The organism is Microbacterium sp. NPDC064978 (assembly GCF_044543605.1).
Classification (GTDB): domain Bacteria; phylum Actinomycetota; class Actinomycetes; order Actinomycetales; family Microbacteriaceae; genus Microbacterium; species Microbacterium meiriae.
Genome location: NZ_JBITWF010000003.1, coordinates 260,685 through 275,581, shown reverse-complemented (window position 1 = coordinate 275,581; position 14,897 = coordinate 260,685). Strand labels below are relative to the sequence as shown.

At 69.2% G+C, this 14,897-nt stretch carries 16 protein-coding genes and 1 tRNA gene; 4 read left to right on the top strand and 13 right to left on the bottom strand.

What is annotated here, in order from left to right; genetic code table 11:
* Nucleotides 1–148: 148 nt before the first annotated feature.
* Nucleotides 149–236: transfer RNA gene (locus ACIGJI_RS11390), tRNA-Ser, on the top strand.
* Between the two features lie 52 nt (nucleotides 237–288).
* Here the strand turns inward: ACIGJI_RS11390 and ACIGJI_RS11385 are convergent.
* The 7 genes from ACIGJI_RS11385 to ACIGJI_RS11355 all read right to left on the bottom strand — a co-directional run bounded on the left by ACIGJI_RS11385 (nucleotide 289) and on the right by ACIGJI_RS11355 (nucleotide 8,045).
* Nucleotides 289–891 carry a GNAT family N-acetyltransferase gene (locus ACIGJI_RS11385; RefSeq protein WP_187662180.1) on the bottom strand — a complete coding sequence of 201 codons (603 nt, stop codon included), beginning with the start codon at nucleotides 889–891 and terminating at the stop codon, nucleotides 289–291.
* Between the two features lie 18 nt (nucleotides 892–909).
* On the bottom strand, nucleotides 910–1,551 hold the full coding sequence (locus ACIGJI_RS11380) for a phosphatase PAP2 family protein (protein WP_232089083.1): 642 nt from the start codon (nucleotides 1,549–1,551) through the stop codon (nucleotides 910–912).
* Nucleotides 1,552–1,598: 47 nt separating this feature from the next.
* On the bottom strand, nucleotides 1,599–2,759 hold the full coding sequence (locus ACIGJI_RS11375) for a cystathionine gamma-synthase (RefSeq protein ID WP_363446801.1): 1,161 nt from the start codon (nucleotides 2,757–2,759) through the stop codon (nucleotides 1,599–1,601).
* 54 nt (nucleotides 2,760–2,813) lie between these two features.
* Nucleotides 2,814–4,184, bottom strand: coding sequence for a cystathionine beta-synthase (locus ACIGJI_RS11370; RefSeq protein ID WP_363446798.1), 1,371 nt, complete (start codon nucleotides 4,182–4,184; stop codon nucleotides 2,814–2,816).
* Between the two features lie 122 nt (nucleotides 4,185–4,306).
* Nucleotides 4,307–5,275, bottom strand: a complete 969-nt coding sequence (locus tag ACIGJI_RS11365; RefSeq protein ID WP_187662183.1) for a carbohydrate ABC transporter permease — start codon at nucleotides 5,273–5,275, stop codon at nucleotides 4,307–4,309.
* Nucleotides 5,275–6,612 carry a carbohydrate ABC transporter permease gene (locus ACIGJI_RS11360; RefSeq protein WP_187662184.1) on the bottom strand — a complete coding sequence of 446 codons (1,338 nt, stop codon included), beginning with the start codon at nucleotides 6,610–6,612 and terminating at the stop codon, nucleotides 5,275–5,277. Before ACIGJI_RS11360 ends, ACIGJI_RS11365 begins: the two co-directional genes overlap by 1 nt.
* A gap of 110 nt (nucleotides 6,613–6,722) precedes the next feature.
* Nucleotides 6,723–8,045 carry an ABC transporter substrate-binding protein gene (locus ACIGJI_RS11355; RefSeq protein ID WP_187662185.1) on the bottom strand — a complete coding sequence of 441 codons (1,323 nt, stop codon included), beginning with the start codon at nucleotides 8,043–8,045 and terminating at the stop codon, nucleotides 6,723–6,725.
* A gap of 283 nt (nucleotides 8,046–8,328) precedes the next feature.
* On the opposite strand from ACIGJI_RS11355, the gene ACIGJI_RS11350 reads away from it, so the two are divergent.
* Entirely contained in the window at nucleotides 8,329–9,333 is a 1,005-nt protein-coding gene (locus ACIGJI_RS11350) for a LacI family DNA-binding transcriptional regulator (protein ID WP_259951361.1), read from the top strand.
* A gap of 67 nt (nucleotides 9,334–9,400) precedes the next feature.
* Here ACIGJI_RS11350 and rplL read toward each other — a convergent pair whose 3' ends face one another.
* Both rplL and rplJ read right to left on the bottom strand, forming a co-directional pair.
* Nucleotides 9,401–9,784 carry a 50S ribosomal protein L7/L12 gene (gene rplL / locus ACIGJI_RS11345; protein WP_025104227.1) on the bottom strand — a complete coding sequence of 128 codons (384 nt, stop codon included), beginning with the start codon at nucleotides 9,782–9,784 and terminating at the stop codon, nucleotides 9,401–9,403.
* Between the two features lie 48 nt (nucleotides 9,785–9,832).
* On the bottom strand, nucleotides 9,833–10,321 hold the full coding sequence (gene rplJ, locus ACIGJI_RS11340; RefSeq protein WP_025104226.1) for a 50S ribosomal protein L10: 489 nt from the start codon (nucleotides 10,319–10,321) through the stop codon (nucleotides 9,833–9,835).
* 396 nt (nucleotides 10,322–10,717) lie between these two features.
* On the opposite strand from rplJ, the gene ACIGJI_RS11335 reads away from it, so the two are divergent.
* Nucleotides 10,718–11,398, top strand: coding sequence for a YqaJ viral recombinase family protein (locus ACIGJI_RS11335; RefSeq protein ID WP_187662188.1), 681 nt, complete (start codon nucleotides 10,718–10,720; stop codon nucleotides 11,396–11,398).
* Nucleotides 11,399–11,432: 34 nt separating this feature from the next.
* Here the strand turns inward: ACIGJI_RS11335 and ACIGJI_RS11330 are convergent, their stop codons facing one another.
* Nucleotides 11,433–12,314 carry a LysR family transcriptional regulator ArgP gene (locus ACIGJI_RS11330; RefSeq protein ID WP_363446795.1) on the bottom strand — a complete coding sequence of 294 codons (882 nt, stop codon included), beginning with the start codon at nucleotides 12,312–12,314 and terminating at the stop codon, nucleotides 11,433–11,435.
* A 69-nt stretch (nucleotides 12,315–12,383) separates the two neighbouring features.
* On the opposite strand from ACIGJI_RS11330, the gene ACIGJI_RS11325 reads away from it, so the two are divergent.
* Nucleotides 12,384–13,037: a LysE/ArgO family amino acid transporter gene (locus ACIGJI_RS11325; RefSeq protein WP_363446793.1), complete on the top strand. Its 654-nt coding sequence runs from the start codon at nucleotides 12,384–12,386 to the stop codon at nucleotides 13,035–13,037.
* Nucleotides 13,038–13,041: 4 nt separating this feature from the next.
* Here the strand turns inward: ACIGJI_RS11325 and ACIGJI_RS11320 are convergent, their stop codons facing one another.
* The 3 genes from ACIGJI_RS11320 to ACIGJI_RS11310 are packed head-to-tail and all read right to left on the bottom strand — an operon-like array spanning nucleotide 13,042 to nucleotide 14,894.
* Nucleotides 13,042–13,407, bottom strand: coding sequence for a DUF1801 domain-containing protein (locus ACIGJI_RS11320; RefSeq protein WP_327036718.1), 366 nt, complete (start codon nucleotides 13,405–13,407; stop codon nucleotides 13,042–13,044).
* Between the two features lie 31 nt (nucleotides 13,408–13,438).
* On the bottom strand, nucleotides 13,439–14,242 hold the full coding sequence (locus ACIGJI_RS11315; protein ID WP_269474804.1) for an amino acid ABC transporter ATP-binding protein: 804 nt from the start codon (nucleotides 14,240–14,242) through the stop codon (nucleotides 13,439–13,441).
* The gene (locus tag ACIGJI_RS11310) at nucleotides 14,229–14,894 is read right to left on the bottom strand and encodes an amino acid ABC transporter permease (RefSeq protein WP_187662191.1); all 666 of its coding nucleotides are present in this window, start codon (nucleotides 14,892–14,894) and stop codon (nucleotides 14,229–14,231) included. The genes ACIGJI_RS11315 and ACIGJI_RS11310 overlap by 14 nt, the downstream gene beginning before the upstream one ends.
* Between the last annotated feature and the right edge of the window lie 3 nt (nucleotides 14,895–14,897).

The window sequence follows — 14,897 nt, the reverse complement described above, 5'->3', positions numbered from 1 at the left end:
GGATCCGCCTGACGCCTTTGCGTCTTCATATGAAGATATCCGGACCTCTGATGACGTGCAATATAACAGCTTTCACCGCCGCGCCCGGTGATCGCCGGTATGTCACGAGGTCGGCGGGACATCGGATAGGATGGACAGGTTGTTCCCTGGTGACGTGTCCGAGCGGCCGAAGGAGCACGCTTGGAAAGCGTGTGTTGTGCAAGCAACCGCGGGTTCGAATCCCGCCGTCACCGCCACAGACGAAGAAGACCTCCGCATCGCGGAGGTCTTCTCTCGTTTCGGGTGCCGTCAGCCGTCGAAGCGCACCCCGTACGTCAGACCACCCGGTCCGGACGGCAGCCGGGTCATGCCGAGCCGCTCGTAGAAGGCGGCCGCGCCGCTGTTCGCGGGGTCCATCCCCAGATGCAGGGCCGGGACACCGCGTCGGCGCAACTCGGCGAAGAGCGTCTCGATGAGACCGCGCCCCAGCCCCTGCCCCTGGGTCTCCGGCAGCAGGTCGATGTGCAGATGCGCCGGATACTCCGCCGCGTTCGGCTCGACGCCCGGCTCCCTCGTGTACCCGTACTCGATCAGCTTCTGCTCGCGTGTCTGCGGGTCGGCCGACCGCGGATAGCGCGCGTGCAGGGTGGGCCACCACTCATCACGGAACCAGGCGTAGAACGCGTCGGTGTCGTCGGTGGCGACGATGTAGCCGATGGTGCGCCCGTCCTCCGCCTCCACGACCCAGGCGAGGTCCGGGTGCCGCTCGACGTACGGCACCGCGAAGAGGTTCCCCCAGAGCTCGTCATCGGACAGCACCCCGGTGGCGTCTCCCCCTGCGTCGGCCGTCCGCAGGCAGATCTCGAACATCGCCGCGCGATCGGTCGGACGGTAGGGACGGATACGCGACACGGAGGCTCCTCGGGCAGGTCAGGTTCCGCTCAGCCTATCGGCGCGTGCGGTCGCCTCGACGTCGCGTCGCACCCACGGCACCAGCCAGGCCGCCAGCACGAGGACGACCCCGGCCCCGACGAACGCACCCCCGAGCGTGTCCGTCGCCCAGTGCACCGACAGGAAGGTGCGCGACAGAGCCATGAGCACGATCCATGCGGCCCCCACGATCGCCACCCACACCCGCGGGAAGAGCACCCACAGCACGAGGGCGATGGTCGCCGCGTTCGCGGTGTGGCCGGACGGGAACGAGCCGTAATCGCTCACGACGAGCATGTCGTGCGGTCGGGCACGGCCGAAGATGTTCTTCAGGAGCTGCACGGCGCCCGCGCTGACGAGGAAGCAGAGCGCGGCGAACAGCGCACCCCGCCATCGCCGCAGGAGCAGCAGGACGAGGATCGTCCCCAGCGGCACGGCGAGGATGGCGACCCAGCCGCCGCCGATCCAGTTCAGCGCGAGGGCGAAGCTCAGCATCCAGTCCGCGCGGACCGCGGCGATCGTGTCGTTCCACCACTGGTCGAGGCCCGGCGTCTGCGGATACACGAAGACGACGAGAGCGCCGAGGGCAGTGGCCAGGAGGAGGCAGGCGACGCCCCACCACAGCAGCATCCGTCGATTCATCGTCCCATTGTGTCGGACGCCCCCGCGATCGCGGGTCGGCGTGCCGGTCAGCGGGCGATGCGGGCGAGCCCCTCCTCGAGATCCGCGATGAGGTCGGCCACGTCCTCGATGCCGACGGAGAGACGCACGACGTTCTCCGGGACGGCGAGCTCGGTTCCGCGGACCGACGCGTGCGTCATCTCCGGCGGGTAGCCGATGAGCGACTCCACGCCGCCGAGGGACTCGGCGAGCTGGAACACGGTCGTGCTCTCGGCGAAGGCCCGGGCAGCGTCCGCACCCGCGGCGAGGCCCAGCGACAGCATCCCGCCGAAGCCGCTCATCTGCCGCGCGGCGATCTCGTGACCGGGGTGCGAGGCGAGGCCCGGGTAGAAGACCTGCGCGAACTCCGGCCGCGCCTGCGCCCACTCGGCGATCGCCTGGGCGTTCTCGGAGTGCTGCCGCATCCGCACGGCGAGGGTCTTGATGCCCCGGGTCGTCAGCCAGGCATCCAGCGGCGCCGAGACCGCGCCCACCGCGAACTGCTGGAACTTCACGGCCTCGACGAAGCGGTCGTCGCCGAAGACGACGGCGCCGCCGAGCACGTCGGAGTGCCCGCCGAGGTACTTCGTCGTCGAGTGCACGACGAGGTCCGCGCCGAGCGCGAGCGGCTGCTGCAGAGCCGGCGAGGCGAACGTGTTGTCGACCACGACGAGCACCCCGGCCGCGTGCGCCACCTCGGCGATGAGTGCGATGTCGATGACCTTCAGCAGAGGGTTGCTCGGCGTCTCCAGCCACACGATGCGGGTCTCGGAACGGATGGCCGCCCGGATCACGTCGACGTCGGAGAGCTCGACCGTGGTCGTGTCGATCCCCCACGGCGCGAGCACCTTCGTGAGCAGACGGTAGGTGCCGCCGTAGACGTCGTTGCCGAGGAGGACGTGGTCGCCGGGCTTGAGGATGCCGCGGAGCAGACCGTCCTCCGCCGCGAGCCCCGAGGCGAACGACAGGGCCCCGACCCCGCCCTCGAGAGCGGCGAGCTGCGTTTCCAAGGAGGAGCGCGTCGGGTTGCCCGCGCGGTTGTACTCGTAGCCCTCGCGGAACCCTCCGATGCCGTCCTGCACGTGCGTCGACGCCTGATAGATCGGCGGGATGATCGCCCCGGTGATCGGGTCGGGCGCCTGTCCGGCGTGGATGGCTCGTGTGGCGAAGGCGTGGGCGTGGTCGGACATGCTCTCAGCCTACGTCCGGGTCCTCCGACGGGTCCCGGCCTGTTACGTCCCGCGTCACCGCGAGAGGTAGCCGAGCAGATCCTGCCGGGTCAGCACCGTGTGGGGCTTGCCGTCCTCGGTGACGAGGAGGGCGTCGGCGTCGGCGAGCGCGGCCCGTGCCTGCGCGACCGGCGCATGGATGCCGATCAGCGGCAGCCGCTCCCCCACGTGCGCGCCGACGGCGTCGCTCGGCTCGGCGTCGCCACGGAAGAGCAGGTCGAGCAGGCCCTTCTCGTCGACGGTGCCGACGACCTCGCCCATCATCACCGGCGGCTCGGCGCTGAGGACGACGAGCTGCGACACCTCGTACTCCGTCATCATGCCGATCGCCTCGAGCACCGTGTCGGTGGGGTGTGCGTGCACGAGGTCGGGAAGGCCGTGGCGGGAGGACCGGGCCGCGAGCACGTCGGCGACCGTCTCCCCCTCCTCCACCTCGCTGAAACCGTAGGAACGCATCCACCCGTCGTTGAAGATCTTGCCCAGGTAGCCGCGCCCGCCGTCCGGGAGGAGCACGACCATGACCGCGTCCGCCGGGAGGTCCTTCGCCACCCGCAGCGCGCCGACCACGGCCATGCCGCTGGACCCGCCGACGAGGATGCCCTCCTCGCGGGCGAGGCGCCACGTCATCGCGAAGGACTCCGCGTCGCCGACCGCGACGATCTCGTGCGGGACCGCGGGGTCGTACGCCCCCGGCCAGATGTCCTCGCCCACGCCCTCGACGAGGTAGGGCCGACCGGTGCCGCCGCTGTAGACGCTGCCCTCGGGGTCGACGCCGATGATGCGCACCGCGTCGTCTGACACCTCGCGCAGATAGCGGCCGGTGCCGGTGATCGTGCCGCCCGTCCCCACGCCGGCGACGAAATGGGTGACCCGGCCGTCGGTGTCCCGCCAGATCTCCGGTCCCGTCGTCTCGTAGTGGCTGCGCGGCCCGTTCGGGTTTTCGTACTGGTTCGGCTTGAACGCCCCGGGGATCTCCCGTGCCAGCCGGTCACTCACGCTGTAGTACGACTCCGGGCTGTCAGCCGGGACCGAGGTCGGGGTCACGACGACCTCCGCGCCGTACGCGCGGAGCACGTCGATCTTGTCCTCGCCCACCTTGTCCGGGAGCACGAAGACGCAGCGGTAGCCGCGCTGCTGGGCGACGAGGGCGAGCCCGACGCCGGTGTTGCCGCTCGTGGGCTCGACGATCGTCCCGCCGGGCTGCAGGTCCCCCGCGGCCTCGGCGGCGTCGATGATCCGGGCCGCGATCCGATCCTTCGCCGACCCGCCCGGGTTCAGGTACTCGAGCTTCACGAGCACCGTGCACGCGATGCCCTCGGTGACGTGCTGGAGCTTCACCAGGGGCGTGTCGCCGACGAGGTCGACGATCGAGTCTGCGTACTTCATCTGTTCAGGGTACGGCGCGGGCTCCCGCCGGCGGGGCTGTGTTTCACCGCCGCTTCGACAGGCTCAGCGACCCAGAACCTGGGTCCCTGAGCCCGTCGAAGGGCCCTGAGCCCGTCGAAGGGTCAGCCCTTCGTCGCGCCGGCCAGCAGGCCGCGGACGAAGAAGCGCTGCAGGGCGAAGAACACGATCAGCGGGACGATGATCGAGATGAACGTTCCCGCGGACTGCAGGAACCACTTGTTCCCCCAGGTCCCGGAGAGCGAGTTCAGCGCCTGGGTGATCGGCAGGGCGCCGGGCGAGGCGAAGATCGTCGCGACCAGCAGGTCGTTCCACACCCAGAGGAACTGGAAGATCGCGAAGGACGCGATCGCCGGAGCCGCCAGCGGCAGGATGATCCGGAAGAACACCTGTCCGTGTCCGGCACCGTCGACGCGGGCCGCCTCGATGATCTCGCCCGGGATCTCGGAGATGAAGTTGTGGAGCATGAACGTCGCCAGCGGGAGCGCGAAGATCGCGTGCGCGATCCAGACGCGGGCGAAGCTGTACTGCACCTCGTTCAGCCCGAACCCGGGGAAGATCGGCACGTCGTTGATCGTCAGCCCGTCCGAGAACAGGCTCAGCAGCGGCACGAGGGCCATCTGGAGCGGCACGATCTGCAGCGCGAACACGAAGATGAAGAGCATGTTCCGACCCTTGAAGTCGATCCATGCGAACGCGTACGCGGCCAGCGCCGCCATCACGATCGGGAACACGGTGGCCGGGATCGTGATGGCCAGCGAGTTGATGAACGCGGTCGCGAGGGTCGTCGAGGTCCCGCCCGAGTTCCACGCCTGCACGTAGTTGTCGAACGTGAACTCCGGGTTGGAGAAGACCGTCCACCAGCCGCTGTTCTGCGTGTCGGCGCCCGGGCGGAACGACGTCACGAAGAGGCCGAAGGTCGGGATCGTCCAGAAGAGCGCGATGACCGCGGCCGCGATCGTCGCCCCCTTCGAGGTCAGCTTCTTGTGGGCGGTCGCCTCGTTACGACGCGTGTCGCGCGCCACCTGGCGCTTGGTGCGGTTGTCCACGACGGTGGCCTGGGTTGCACTCATCAGCGGATCTCCCTCTGCTTGGCCATCGATCGGGCGTTGTAGACGATCAGCGGCAACACGAACAGGAACAGCACGACGGCGAGCGCCGACGAGTGCCCGTAGCTCTGGAACCGCTGCTGCTGGTTGACCATCTCGAAACCGAGGACGCTGGTCTCGTCACGACCGCCGGTCATCACGGCGACGATGTCGTACACCTTCAGCGAGGCGATCGTGATGGTCGTGAGGACGACGATCAGCGAGGACCGGATGCCGGGCACCGTCACGTTGCGGAAGCGCTGCCAGGCGTTCGTGCCGTCGAGCTCGGCCGCCTCCATCTGCTCGATCGGCACGGCCTTGATCGCGGCGGAGAGGATGACCATCGCGAAGCCGGTCTGGGTCCAGATGAACACGATGAGCAGCATGAGCGTGTTGAGGATGGGCTTGATGGCCAGCCACTGCACCGGGTCGCCGCCGAAAGCGGTGACGATGGCGTTGAGGAGACCGATCTGGTCGCCCTGGCGGGCGTCGTACATGAACTTCCAGATGATGCCCGCGCCGACGAACGAGATCGCCACCGGCATGAACACGAGCACCTTCAGGAACTTCTCACCGCGCGCACGGTCGATGAAGACGGCGTACGCGAGACCGATGACCACCGAGATCACCGGAGCGAGCAGCGCCCAGATGATGGTGTTGATCACCGACGACGTGCCGACCGGGTTGGTGAAGACCCAGATGTAGTTCTCGAGTCCGACGAACTGGTTCCCCGACTTGTCGAAGAAGGACTTGAAGATCGTCGAGATCGCCGGGTAGATGAGGCCCAGCAGCAGCATGATCGCCGCGGGAGCCATGAACAGCACGAGCTGGAACAGGTAACCGGCTCCCTGTCGGGCGCGGAAGTCGGCGAAGAAGAGGAGCGCACCGACGAGCAGTGCGATCGCGACGACGTACACCACGGCGTTCGCGTAGGGACGAAGCAGCAGCAGGGCGAGCACCGGGATGACGAGGCACGCGACCAGCCGCATGATCGAGTAGCCGCGACCGGGGCGGGGCGCGAACTCGATCAGCACGAGGATGATCGCCACGACCACGCCGAACACGAGCAGCACGGCGGGGATCTGCACCAACGGATTCAGACCGCCCAGCCACAGGAAGAAGCTGTTGAGCGAGAACCCGATCGTTATCCGCGAGGACTCCTCGGTCGGGGCGGTGAAGACGAGGAGGAGAGCGAGGGCGGCGACGACCACGAAGCCGATCGCGAGGACCGTCCGCGTGGCCTTCCTCCCCTTCTCGTCGGTGCCATGCGTCGTCGGCGGCGCGTCAGCCTCGACGGGTTTCTCGATGGTCGCGTGCGACATGAACGTCCCCTTCTGGATCATGCTGGGTTCCCGCGCAGTACGGATCGGTGGAGCGGGGCCGGGCTGTGCAGCCCGGCCCCGCTCTGCCTACGAAGATCGCGTCGAGGCGATCAGTTCTCGTAGCCGGCCTGGATGTCGGAGAGCACCGTCTCGGTGTCCTTGCCGTCGATCCAGTCGACCATCCCCTTCCAGAACGAGCCCGAGCCGACGGTCGACGGCATCAGGTCGGAAGCGTCGAACCGGAAGGTCGTCGCGTCGTCCTGCATGATGGTCATCGCCTCCTGGAGGAACTCGCTCGAAGCGAGGCTCGGGTCGGCGTTCTTGTTGGCGGAGATGACGCCGCCGAGCTCGACACGCGCGTCGGCGAACTCGGGCGATGCCATGAACTCGAGCACCTTCTGGGTGGCCTCGTCGTCCGAGAACGCCGCGACGAACTCGCCGCCGCCCTCGACCTGGAGCTCGCCCGCGGTCTCGCCCGGCATGATGAACGCGTAGACGTCGCCGTCCGGTGCGACCTCGGGGACGTTGCCGTCCGCGGTCTCCGTGTCGAGGAAGTTCGCCGACAGGAACGAGGCCTGGTGGGTCAGTGCGCAGTCGCCCTTGGCCACCGCGTTGGCGACGTCACCGAAGGCGGTCGAGTTGATGCTCTTGACGTCGCCGTAGCCGGCGTTGACGTACTCCGGGTTGAGCAGGATCTCACCCACGGCGTCGAAGGCCTGCTTGATCTCGGGGTCGGTGAACTTCACGTCGCCGGCCACCCAGTCGTCGTAGACCTCGGGGCCCGACTGGCGCAGGACGAGGTCCTCGATCCAGTCCGTTCCCGGCCAGCCGGATGCCGCCTCGGAGGAGAAGCCCGCGCACCAGGCCGGACCGCCGGTCTTCTCGACGATCGTGTCGGTGAGGGCGATCATGTCGTCCCAGGTCTCCGGGACCTCGACGCCCCACTCGGCGAACTGCTTCGGCGAGTACCAGACGTAGCCCTTGAGGTTCGCCAGCATCGGCGCCGCGTAGAAGGTGTCGTCGAACGTGCCGTACTTCTTCCAGTCCTCGGACCAGTTCTCGTCGACGGCGGACTCGACGGCCTCGGGGGCCGGCATGACCTTGCCCGTGTCGACGAGGGTCTTGAGCAGACCGGGCTGCGGGACGATCGCGATGTCCGGGGCGTCTCCACCCGTCACCTTGGTGACGATGTTGCCCTCGAAGCCCTTGTCGCCGGTGTACTCGACCTTGATACCGGTGTCCTTCGTGAACTGCTCGAAGGACGCGTTCAGGTCGTCGGCCTCGACGCCCGTGATGCCGCCGGAGATCCGGACGGTGTCCTTGGTCTCTCCGCCCTCGTCGCCCCCGCCCTCGGCGCAGCCGGCGAGCGCGAGAGACGCGACGCCGACGAGTGCGATGGGGGCGAGCAGGCGGTATCGCTGTGACAAAGCCATGTACTTCTCCTCTTCAGGTGGATCTTCAGTCCGCCCAAGGAGAGCAATCGCCGCAACCATTGGGGAACCGATTCCAGGCCAACCTACTCGGGTTCCTTCGCGCCGTACAACTGGGGAAGGTTACAAGATCACAACCCTTTGACATCCGAGTGGATGACAAGGTGGGAGCGCTCCCAGTCCGGCGCGCCTGTAACCGGTTCCTCCCCCGGTGTGGAACGGCTACGATGGCTCCCGGCGAGTGCCCGATCGCTCGCCGTCGTGGAACCGGGTCGAGGAGGACACGATGAGCACGATCGCCGACGTCGCGATGCGCGCCGGTGTGTCCAAAGCGACGGCGAGCCGTGCGCTCAGCGGCCGCGGCTATGTCTCGGAGGAGACCAGGCAGCGGGTGGAGGAGGCGGCGCAGGACCTCGCGTACGTCGCGCACTCCTCCGCCACGAGCCTGGCCACGGGGCGTACCGGCACCATCGGCCTGGTGATGCCGCCGGTCGATCGGTGGTTCTTCGCCGAGCTGCTGGCGGGCGTGCAGGAATCGCTGCTCGCGCTCGACTACGACCTCTCGCTCTACGGCGTCCCCGAGCGCTCGGAGACCAGGGAGCGGCTGTTCGAGAGCGTGCTGCCCGGCCGGAGGTTCGACGGCATCATCGCCGTCGGCATCCAGCCCAGCGCCCGCGAGCTGGAACGGCTGCACCATACGGGGCGACCGCTCGTGAGCGTGGGCCCCTACAGCGCGGGAGCGAGCGCCGTGTCGATCGACGACGCGGCCGCCGCCCGGATCGCCACCGAACACCTCATCGACCTCGGGCACACCGACATCGCGTTCGTGGGCGGTGCCACGGACGACACCGACCTCAGCTACGGCGACGCCCGCCGCCTGGCCGGCTACCGGGAGGCGCTGCACGCGGCGGGACTCACGCCGCGGGCGCGGGTCGCCGGTTCGGCTCCCACGATGCCGGGCGGCTACGCGGCGGCGGCGGGACTCCTCGGCGACCGGCGGCACCGTCCGACCGCCATCGTCGGCGTGTGCGACGAGGCGGCCATCGGCGCCGTGATCGCGGCTCGCCGCCTGGGCATCGCGGTGCCGACCGAGCTCAGCGTCGTCGGGATCGACGACCACGAGCATGCGGAGATGTTCGCGCTCACCACCATCGGGCAGTCGCCGCGGGATCAGGGACGGGAAGCCGTGCGCCTGCTGATGCGGCGGATGAGCGAGCCGGATGCTCCGGTCGAGCGCGTCGAAGCCGCCTCGGCGCTCGTCGTCCGCAGCTCGACCGCGGCGCCGCGCTGACCCCCGCGGACGCACGAAGGCCCCGGGCGGAACCCGGGGCCTTCGCAGAAGCGCTGGTGCGCTGGAATTACTTGAGGGTGACGGTCGCGCCGGCCTCTTCCAGAGCAGCCTTGGCCTTCTCGGCCGTCTCCTTGTTGGCGCCCTCGAGGACGGCCTTCGGAGCACCGTCGACGACGGCCTTGGCCTCGCCGAGGCCGAGCGAGGTGAGCTCGCGGACAGCCTTGATGACCTGGATCTTCTTGTCGCCGGCAGCCTCGAGGATGACGTCGAAGGAGTCCTTCTCCTCCTCGGCCGCGGCCTCGCCTGCGCCGCCAGCGGCACCGGCGACGGCGACGGGGGCAGCAGCGGTGACCTCGAACTTCTCCTCGAACGCCTTCACGAACTCGTTGAGCTCGATGAGGGTCAGGCCGGCGAACTGCTCGAGCAGCTCCTCGGTGGAAAGCTTCGCCATGATGTATCTCCTAGATAGATGGGGTTTGTAGACGAGATCGCCGGTCGCTTACGCGGCCTCGGCGGTCTCCAGCTTTTCGCGAAGCGCGTCGATGGTGGCCGCAGCCTTGCCCATCGTCGCCTTCATCATGCCCGCGGCCTTCGCCAGCAGAACCTCGCGGCTCTCGAGCGAGGCGTACGTGTTGACCTCGTCGGCGGTGAGGGCCTTGCCCTCGAAGATGCCCGACTTGATCACGAGAAGCGGGTTGGCCTTGGCGAAGTCACGCAGAGCCTTGGCGGTGGCGACGAAGTCACCGTGCACGAACGCGACAGCCGACGGCCCCTTGAGGTCGTCGTCCAGCGCGGAGATGCCGGCCTTGTTGGCGGCGATCTTGGTCAGCGTGTTCTTCACCACGGCGTACTCAGCGTCCTGACGGATGCTGTTGCGCAGCTGCTTGAGCTGGGCAACCGTCAGACCGCGGTACTCGGTCAGCAGGACGGCGTTCGAGTTCTCGAATGACTTCGTGAGCTCGTTGACCGATGCATCCTTCTGCGCCATGGTCACTCCTTGGTGTGTACGAGGCGCCGCACGGTGGTGGGGCGCCGGCCTCCGACCCCCTGCAAAAGAGAAGAGCTCCGGCGCAAGCGCACGGAGCTCGGAAGTTCGTGACACCTGCGCGGGCCCCTGCGATGCAGAGCTTCGATCCTGTGCGCTCATGCGCACACGATGACCAGCGGTCTTCGGTTGTAACCACTGTACCCCACGCTCCCTCTCCCCCCAAATCCCCCTCCTCCGTCCCCCCCTCCTCCGCCGCCCCACCCCTTTCGGTGCACACCGGCCCCTTACGCCTGCACGCAACGGGCCGGGACGCACGCAAGGGGGTGGCTCGGCGGGAGGGCGGGAGGGGCGGCGTGTACGGCGGGAACGGGGGTGGGGGAGAGTTAGAGTCTTCTGGTGACCCCGGAACTCCAAGCTCGCATCGTCGCGGACTCGCGCGACCGCGTGGCGTGGATGAGGGCACGGTCCCGGGGCATCACGGCCACCGACGTCGCCGGACTCACCAGCGAACGCTCGATCGCCCGTGCCGCCGACGCCAAGCTCGGCGGGGGGCCGCGGTTCGGCGGCAACGCCTACACGGACCACGGTCGACGCCGCGAGCCCGAGATCGCCGCCTGGGTCGCCGCGACGCACGGCATCTTCCCCTCCTCCGCGTTGTTCCGCGCCGAGGTCGAGCACCGCCACCTGGCCACCCCCGATGGCATCTCGGTGGACGCGGACGGTCGCGTCAGCCTCGCGGAGATCAAGACCACCAACAAGGCCTTCCGCGGCATCCCGCGCACGTACCTGCGCCAGGTCTGGTGGCAGCAGCACGTGCTGGGCGCCGAGCGCACCCTGTTCGTCTGGGAGGAGCACGTCGACTTCTCCCCCATCCACGACGAGCCCCGCTGCGTGTGGATCGACCGGGACGACCGCGAGATCGCCAAACTCGTCGGTCTCGCGACCGACCTCATCGACGAGCTGTACCGTCGCACGACGGGACGCGCGGTGCCGACGCGCTCCGTCGCCCCGGTCGACAGTCGCCGCGAGCAGCTCCGCGAGCGCGACGCCTTCCGCGCCCTCGCCCTCGCCGACTGAGCGAACGCCGAGGGCCTCGGGACGACCCGCCCCGTCAGGGGTCGCGAGCGAGTACGCGACGTGCTTCTCCCGCGACCTCGGACGCGATCGTGTCCAGCAGCGCGGAGCGCAGGTTCCACTGCTGCCAGTACAGGGCGACGCGCAGGGTCGGACCGCCGAGCGCGACGAGCCCGGGGACCTCCTGCAGTCGCGGCACCATCCCCCAGCTGAGGCCGAGGCCGACCGCGAGCGCGTAGTCGTGCGACGCCGGGACGTAGTGTCGCGGAACGCCCGCCGCCGGCACTCCCCGTGCCGCCAGCCACTCGTGCTGCAGGGTGTCCCGGCGGTCGAAGTCGACGAACGGCGCGTGCGCCAGCGCGGCGGGCGTCACGCCGTCAGGGAACCATCGACGGGCATAGGCAGGCTCGGCCATGGCGCGGTACTCGAGCACGCCGAGGGGCGTGACCGTGCACCCCGCGACCGCCGTGGCCTCGCTCGTCACCGCGGCCATGACGGTCCCCGATTCGAGCAGTCGGGCGGTGAAGTTCTGATCGTCGCGGTGCAGGTCCAGGTCGATGTCGTGCGCGGCCGAGAGGCGCGCCATCGGCGGGAGGAACCAGGTCGCCAGGGAATCCGCGTTGACGGCGAGAGGCGTGATGCGGTGTCCCCCACCGCCCTCCTCGATGCCGACCCCGGCGAGCGCATCCTGCTCCAGGAGCGCGATCTGCCGCGCGAGGCGCACGACGGACTCCCCGGCCTCGGTGAGGCGGACCGGCTTGCTGCGCACGAGGAGGATCCGCCCGAGTTGCTCCTCGAGCGCCTTGAGCCGCTGGCTGACGGCGGACGGGGTGACGCGCAGGCGGCGGGAGGCGGCGTCGAGGGTTCCCTCGTCCGCGACGGCGGCGAGCGTGGCGGCGAGCTCCGGGTCGATCCTCACATCAGCGATGCTAATGGTGAGAAAGGAATCTTCGCTGCACCTCATGGCCAGCATCCCTAGGCTTGATGCATGCTCACCGTTCTCGCCGGCCTCGGCCTCGGCCTGTCGCTCATCGTCGCGATCGGCGCGCAGAACGTGTTCGTGCTGCGACAGGGCATCCGGCGCGAGCACGTCCTCGCCGTCGTGATCGTCTGCGCCCTCTCCGACGCCGCGCTGATCCTCGTCGGCGTCGCCGGGCTCGGCTTCGTGCTGTCCGCCGCTCCCTGGCTCGTCGTCGTTGCCCGCTGGGCAGGGGCGCTGTTCCTCCTCGGCTACGGGCTGCTCGCGGCGCGACGGGCCTGGCGTGGCGGCGAGGAGCTGGTGGTCGACGGGGGCGACGCTCCGGTCCTCGAGGCGTCCGGTGGCACCGGGGCCCTCACCCGCACCCGCCTCGCCCCGGTGATCCTCACGACACTGGCGTTGACCTGGCTGAACCCGCACGTGTACCTCGACACGGTGCTGATGCTCGGCTCGATCGCCGCGACGCACGGCGACGAGCGATGGCTGTTCGCGGCAGGGGCGGTCATCGCGAGCCTCCTCTGGTTCACCGCCCTCGGCTTCGGTGCCCGCTACCTCGGACGGTGGCTGCGCACCCCGCGCTCCTGGCGTCTCCTCGACGCGGTGATCGCGGTCGTGATGATCACGTTGGCGGTGAGCCTGGTGCTCCCGGTGCTGGACGCCTAGCCACTCACGCCGCGTCGATCTGCGCCACCCGCGCCCGGACGAGGGCCCGGACCGCGTCCTCCGGCAGCGGGTGCTCCGGCTGGAACCGGATCGTCCCCTTGTCGACGCTGATATCGGGATGACCGTCGAGGAGGCCCGCCACGGCAGCGACCGCCTCGGGGCTGAACGGGTAGACGCCGATGTGCTTCTTCGCACGCATCACCGAGAGCAGAGGCTTTCCGGCGAGCACGAGCGCCGGCATCCCATACCCCTTGCCCTGCTCCGCATCCGGCACCTCCTCCGTGGCGATCGCGTACACGCGATCGATCACTGCGCGGTCCGCCGCGTCAAGGTCGGTCAGGTAGTCGTCGATGGTGCCCACGCACCGCATCCTGCCACCGATCGCCCTCGGGGTCGAGGGCTCAGGCGCCGTCGAGCGGACGGAGGATGCGCGTGAGGAACCGTTGCGTGCGCTCATGCTGCGGGGCGCTGAACAGCTGAGCAGGCGGCCCCTGCTCCACGACGACGCCGCCGTCCAGGAAGAGCACGTGATCTGCGGCCTCGCGGGCGAAGCTCAGCTCGTGGGTGACGACGGCCATCGTCCATCCCTCATCGGCGAGCTCCTTGATGACGAGCAGCACCTCGCCGACCAGCTCCGGATCGAGGGCGCTCGTCGGCTCGTCGAACAGCAGCAGGTCCGGTTGCAGGGCCAGCGCCCGCACGATGCCGACCCGCTGCTGCTGCCCTCCGGAGAGCTGATGCGGCCGCGCGTCCGCCTTGTCGGCGAGGCCGACCCGGGCGAGCAGCGCCTGGGCCTCGGCGACGACCTCGGTCTTCGGACGGCCCTGCACCCGCCACGGCCCTTCGATGACGTTCTCCAGCACGGTCAGGTGCGGGAACAGGTTGTGGTGCTGGAACACCATCGCCGACCGGTCACGCAGCGCCAGCCGCTGCTGCTTCTCCACGCGCGGTTTCGGGCGCACCTCCGGTGCGAAGTCGATCTCCGGTCCCCCGGCCATCACGATGGTCCCCGCGTCCGGCGTCTCCAACCCGTTCAGGGCGCGCAGGACGGTCGTCTTGCCCGAGCCGCTGGGCCCAATGAGCACCACGACCTCGCCCCGATGCAATGTGAGGTCGAAGCCGCGGAGCACCTCGGTGGTGCCGAAACTCTTGTGCAGCCCGCGTGCGGTGAGCAGCGGTTCGGCCGTGGGGTCAGTGCGCGACACGACTGTCGAGCCTCCTCTCCAGGGCGCTCTGCCCGAAGGAGAGCACCAGGCAGATCACCCAGTAGACCAGCGCCGCGGCCAGGTACAGCACCATGAACTCGAGCGTGGTGGAGGCGATCTGCTGCGCCACCTTGAACAGCTCCGTCACGAGGATCAGCGAGGTGAGGGAGGTGTCCTTCACGAGCGAGATGAACGTGTTGGACAACGGCGGCACCGAGACCCGGGCGGCCTGCGGCAGGATGATGCGGGTCAGCGTGCGGGTGCGGTTCATGCCGACCGTGTACGCGGCCTCCCACTGCCCCTTCGGCACCGAGAGGATCGCCGCCCGCACGACCTCGGCGCCGTAGCCGCCGACGTTGAGCGAGAGCGCGATGATGGCGCTCGGCCACGGATCGAGGGTCACCCCGACGGACGGCAGGCCGTAGAAGATCACGAAGAGCTGCACGAGCATCGGCGTGCCGCGGATCACCGAGATGTAGAACCGCGCGATGCCGGACACCACCGGGTGCACCGAGATCCGCATCAGCGCCATGCCGATCGCGATCACGAGCCCCAGGACGAACGACACCAGGGCGAGCGGGATCGTCGCCGTCAGCCCCGCCCAGGCGATCGGCCCGAGCGAGGAGAAGAAGAGCTCCCAGGGATTCTGCATCGC